The organism is Albidovulum sp. (genome assembly GCF_008933605.1).
GTDB lineage: Bacteria > Pseudomonadota > Alphaproteobacteria > Rhodobacterales > Rhodobacteraceae > Albidovulum.
The window spans coordinates 1-5,334 of record NZ_WBUS01000188.1 but is presented as its reverse complement, the minus strand read 5'-3'; the positions used below and the strand labels follow the sequence as shown (position 1 = coordinate 5,334).

Below are 5,334 nucleotides of genomic sequence, written 5' to 3'. Positions count from 1 at the left end.
GCCCCCCGCGGCCCATCTCGCCGCGGGGGGCTATGAAACCGGCCTCGACGCGGCGCGGATCGGCGCCGCCGCGGCCATGGCGCGGGCAATGCGGGGGGCATGATGTTCGAGACGATCAGGGTGGCGTGCGACGACCGGGGCGTGACGACCCTCACGCTCGACCGGGCCGAGAAACACAACGCGCTTTCGGGCGCGATGATCGGCGAACTGACCGAGGCGGCCGGCCGCCTCGGCCGCGATCCGGCGGTGCGGGTAATCGTGCTCGCGGGCGCCGGCGAAAGCTTCTGTGCGGGCGCCGACCTCGGCTGGATGAAGGAGCAGATCTCGGCCGACGGCGCCACCCGGGCGCGCGAGGCGACGCGGCTCGCCTCGATGCTCAGTGCGCTCAACACCTGCCCGAAGCCGATCATCGGCCGGGTGCAGGGCAACGCCTTCGGCGGCGGGCTCGGGCTCATGGCCGTCTGCGACACGGTCATCGGGGCCGATCCGGCGCGTTTCGGCTTCACCGAGACGCGGCTCGGACTCATTCCCGCGACGATCGGCCCCTATGTGCTGGCCCGCATGGGCGAGGCGATGGCGCGGCGGGTCTTCATGTCGGCCCGTCTCTTCGGCTCGGGCGAGGCGGTGGCGCTCGGGCTTCTCGCCTGCGCCGTGCCGGTGGCGGAGCTCGACGCGGCCGTCGAGGCCGAGGTCGCGCCCTATCTCGCCTGCGCGCCCGGCGCCGTGGCCGAGGCAAAGGCCCTTGCCCGCAGGCTCGGACCCCGGATCGACGAGGGCGTGATCGCCGAGACGATCGGCGCGCTCGTCCGCCGCTGGGAAAGCGCCGAGGCGGCGGAGGGAATCGCCGCCTTCTTCGAGCGCCGCGCGCCCGCCTGGAAACTCTGAGGGCGGTGCCGGCGCCGCGCTGCGGCATGGCGGCGCAGGACGTTTCCGCTAACCGCCCTCCGATCCGGGAATACGTTGATTTGCGCCGCGGTTTCCGCCCTGCCTTCGGTTGACCCTTTCCGGGCGGGGGAGTAAACGGGCGGAAGCGATCCCCGGGCAGACCGGGGCAGACCCTGGGCCGCCCGACCTGGCGCCCGACGTAGGAGCAGGCAGTTGGACATCCTCCCCCGCGAATACCTCCCGATCCTGATCTTCCTCGGCATGGCGGTGGCGCTCGGCCTCGTCCTCATCCTCGCCGCGGTGATCATCGCAGTCCGCAACCCGGACCCCGAGAAGGTCTCGGCCTATGAATGCGGCTTCAACGCCTTCGACGACGCGCGGATGAAGTTCGACGTGCGCTTCTACCTCGTCTCGATCCTGTTCATCATCTTCGACCTCGAAGTGGCCTTCCTCTTCCCCTGGGCCGTCGCGTTCAAGGACATTTCGGCGGTCGGCTTCTGGTCGATGATGGTATTCCTCGCCGTCCTGACCATCGGTTTCGCCTACGAGTGGAAGAAGGGGGCGATGGAATGGGCGTGATGACTTCGGCCAACACGGCGGGCGGCGACCGCGAGGTCGCGACCGAGGCCCTGAACCGCGAGTTGCAGGACAAGGGCTTCCTCTTGACCACGACCGAGGACATCATCAACTGGGCGCGCAACGGCTCGCTGCACTGGATGACCTTCGGACTGGCCTGCTGCGCGGTCGAGATGATGCATTCCTCGATGCCGCGGTACGACCTCGAACGCTTCGGCACCGCGCCGCGCGCCTCTCCGCGCCAGTCCGACCTGATGATCGTCGCGGGCACCCTGACCAACAAGATGGCGCCGGCGCTCCGCAAGGTCTACGACCAGATGCCCGAGCCGCGCTACGTGATCTCCATGGGCTCCTGCGCCAACGGGGGCGGTTATTACCACTACAGCTATTCCGTGGTCAGGGGCTGCGACCGCATCGTGCCGGTCGACATCTATGTGCCGGGTTGCCCGCCGACGGCCGAGGCGCTGCTCTACGGCATCCTGCAACTGCAGCGGAAGATCCGCCGCACCGGCACGCTCGTGCGCTGAGGAGAGTGACATGTCCGAAGCCCTTCAGGAACTGGCCGCTCATATCGAGCTCAAGCGGCCCGCGGAGGTCCTTGCGACCGAGATCGCCTTCGGCGAGCTGAACGTGACCGCGACGCTCGCGGGCCTGCCCGATTTCGTCGAGTTCCTGCGCGCCGACCGGACCTGCCGGTTCTCGACGCTCGTCGACATCACCGCCGTGGACCACCCCGAACGGCCGGCCCGCTTCGATGTCGTCTACCACTTCCTGTCGATGTACCAGAACGCCCGCATCCGCGTGAAGGTCGCCGCGCGGGAGGAGGACATGGTGCCTTCGATCACCTCGGTCCACCCCGCGGCGAACTGGTTCGAGCGCGAGGTCTACGACATGTTCGGCATCCTCTTCTCCGGCCACCCTGACCTTCGCCGGATCCTCACCGACTACGGCTTCCGCGGCCACCCGCTCCGCAAGGACTTCCCCACCACGGGCTACACCGAGGTGCGTTACGACGAGGCGCTGAAGCGCGTCGTCTACGAGCCGGTGAAACTGGTGCAGGACTACCGCCAGTTCGACTTCATGTCGCCCTGGGAGGGCGCGCAGTACATCCTGCCCGGCGACGAGAAACAGGGGGCGAAATGATGGACGGCGCCAGAGGCCACGACGACGCCCTGACCGGCGAGCAGAAGATCCGCAACTTCAACATCAACTTCGGCCCGCAACACCCTGCCGCGCATGGCGTTCTGCGTCTCGTGCTGGAGCTTGACGGCGAGGTGGTGGAGCGGTGCGACCCGCATATCGGGCTTCTTCATCGCGGCACCGAGAAGCTGATGGAAAGCCGCACCTACCTCCAGAACCTGCCCTATCTCGACCGGCTCGACTACGTGGCGCCGATGAACCAGGAACATGCCTGGTGTCTCGCGATCGAGAAGCTGACGGGGGTGCAGGTGCCGCGCCGGGCCTCGCTGATCCGGGTGCTCTATTCCGAGATCGGGCGGGTGCTCAACCACCTCCTCAACGTCACCACGCAGGCCATGGACGTGGGCGCGCTGACGCCGCCGCTCTGGGGCTTCGAGGAGCGCGAGAAACTCATGGTCTTCTACGAGCGGGCCTGCGGCGCGCGTCTCCACGCGGCCTACTTCCGCCCTGGCGGGGTGCACCAGGACCTGCCGCCGTCGCTGCTCGACGACATCGAGGCCTGGGCCCATGCCTTTCCGAAGGTGATCGACGATCTCGACACGCTCCTGACCGAGAACCGCATCTTCAAGCAGCGCAACGCCGACATCGGCATCGTGACCGAAGAGGACGCGCTGACCTGGGGCTATTCCGGGGTCATGGTCAGGGGGTCCGGCATGGCCTGGGACCTGCGCCGCGCCCAGCCCTACGAATGCTACGACGAGTTCGACTTCAAGATCCCGGTCGGGAAGAACGGCGACTGCTACGACCGCTATCTCTGCCGCATGGCCGAGATGCGCGAGTCGACGAAGATCGTCCTCCAGGCCATCGCCAAGCTGAGGGCGCCGGAAGGCAGGGGCGACGTGCTCGCCCGGGGCAAGATCACGCCGCCGCCGCGGGGGGAGATGAAGCGCTCGATGGAGGCGCTCATCCACCACTTCAAGCTCTATACCGAGGGCTTCCACGTCCCGGCGGGCGAGGTCTACGCCGCCGTCGAGGCGCCGAAGGGCGAGTTCGGCGTCTATCTCAAGGCCGACGGCACCAACAAGCCCCACCGCGCGAAACTGCGCGCGCCGGGCTACCTGCACCTGCAATCCATCGACTGGATGGCCAAGGGCCATTTGCTGGCGGATGTGGCGGCGATCATCGGCACCATGGATATCGTTTTCGGAGAGGTTGACCGCTGATGCTGCGTCGTCTCGCGCCCGTACAACCGGACAGGTTCGAATTCACCCCCGCCAACCTCGCCTGGGCGAAGGGGCAGATCACCAAGTATCCCGAGGGCCGGCAGGCCAGCGCGGTCATCCCGCTGCTGTGGCGCGCGCAGGAGCAGGAGGGCTGGCTCTCGAAACCGGCCATCGAATATGTGGCCGACATGCTCGGCATGGCGCATATCCGGGCACTCGAGGTCGCCACATTCTACTTCATGTTCCAACTGCAACCCGTTGGGTCCGTTGCCCATGTCCAGGTCTGCGGCACCACCTCCTGCATGATCTGCGGGGCGGGTGAACTGATCGCCGTCTGCAAGGACAGGATCGCCGCCCAGCCCTTCACCCGTTCGGCCGACGGCAAGTTCTCCTGGGAAGAGGTCGAATGCCTCGGCTCCTGCGCCAATGCGCCGATGGTGCAGATCGGCAAGGACTACTACGAGGACCTGACGGCGGAGCGCTTCGCCGCGATCCTCGACGATCTCGCCGCCGGCAAGGTGCCGGTGCCGGGGCCGCAGAACGGGCGCTACTCGTCCGAACCGCTGTCGGGCCTCACGAGCCTGAAGGAGTTCGAGAGCGGCCGGACGCAGTACAACGCCTCCGTGCAGCGGGCGGTCGATCTCAATGACACCGTGAAGCGGATCGACGGGACCGAGGTCCCGATCCTGACGCCATGGACGGGGAAGGCCGCGCCGGCGACCCCGGCGAATGGCAAGGCGCGGGAGCCCAAGCCCGCGAAGGGCGTTGCCGCCGACGCGACCGGCGTGACCGTCCAGGAGGCGCCCGCCACCTCGAAGGGCAAGCCGGCGCAGGCGGAGCCCGCGCCAGCCAGGGCGAAGAAGCCGCGTGCGCTCAAGGCGCCCCGCAAGGGCGGGGCGGACGATCTGAAGCAGATCAAGGGCGTGGGCCCGAAGCTCGAGGCGCTTCTCCACAGCCTCGGGTTCTTCCATTTCGACCAGATCGCCCAGTGGACGGCCGAGGAACTCGCCTGGGTCGACGACAACCTCGAAGGCTTCAAGGGCCGCGCAAGCCGCGATGGCTGGGTGGAACAGGCCAGGCTTCTCGCCACGGGAGGCGAGACGGAATTCTCCAGGCGCGTGAAGAAGGGTGACGTCTACTGAAGGCAGTCTGGCGGGGAGTGATGGGTATGTCGGAGTCAGCAGGGGCGGAATGTCGCCGGAATTCTTGGCTGGTCGCGCTGGCCGGGGGGGCGCTCGTGGCGCTCATGCTGCTCATTGTCGCCCATTACGGCGTCCTGAAGGCGCTTGTGATCGGCCTCGTCTTCGCCGCTGCCCTGGGCGTCTTCATAGTCTGGGCCTTCTGCTCCCGGCCGGCAGAGGCCGCGGCGCCCGCGGATGAACGCGAACCGAACCCCGCCCCGGAACCGGGCCCTGTCCCGGAACCGGGCCCTGTCGTGGAACCGGCCAGCGCGCCCGCGCCCCAGCCGGAACGCAAGGCCGAAGCTCCGAAGCCGTCCGCACCGCCGGCC

Annotated in this window: 6 protein-coding genes and 1 pseudogene; all 7 read left to right on the top strand. The window is 68.1% G+C overall.

All coding sequences use genetic code 11. The features are described 5' to 3' along the window. Positions 1-102 precede the first annotated feature (102 nt). On the top strand, positions 103-885 hold the full coding sequence (locus tag F9K34_RS16755; RefSeq protein WP_291338255.1) for a crotonase/enoyl-CoA hydratase family protein: 783 nt from the start codon (positions 103-105) through the stop codon (positions 883-885). Between the two features lie 213 nt (positions 886-1,098). Then, positions 1,099-1,464, top strand: a complete 366-nt coding sequence (locus tag F9K34_RS16750; protein WP_291338254.1) for an NADH-quinone oxidoreductase subunit A — start codon at positions 1,099-1,101, stop codon at positions 1,462-1,464. Continuing rightward, a complete protein-coding gene (locus tag F9K34_RS16745; protein ID WP_291338256.1) occupies positions 1,464-1,988 on the top strand; it encodes a NuoB/complex I 20 kDa subunit family protein in 525 nt (174 codons plus the stop codon). Before F9K34_RS16750 ends, F9K34_RS16745 begins: the two co-directional genes overlap by 1 nt. A gap of 10 nt (positions 1,989-1,998) precedes the next feature. Then, entirely contained in the window at positions 1,999-2,604 is a 606-nt protein-coding gene (locus tag F9K34_RS16740) for an NADH-quinone oxidoreductase subunit C (RefSeq protein WP_291338253.1), read from the top strand. Beyond that, positions 2,604-3,824, top strand: a complete 1,221-nt coding sequence (locus tag F9K34_RS16735) for an NADH-quinone oxidoreductase subunit D (protein ID WP_291338252.1) — start codon at positions 2,604-2,606, stop codon at positions 3,822-3,824. Before F9K34_RS16740 ends, F9K34_RS16735 begins: the two co-directional genes overlap by 1 nt. Beyond that, on the top strand, positions 3,824-4,966 hold the full coding sequence (gene nuoE, locus F9K34_RS16730) for an NADH-quinone oxidoreductase subunit NuoE (RefSeq protein WP_291338251.1): 1,143 nt from the start codon (positions 3,824-3,826) through the stop codon (positions 4,964-4,966). Before F9K34_RS16735 ends, nuoE begins: the two co-directional genes overlap by 1 nt. 104 nt (positions 4,967-5,070) lie before the next feature. Beyond that, positions 5,071-5,334: pseudogene (locus F9K34_RS16725) on the top strand (hypothetical protein); the annotation flags it as partial.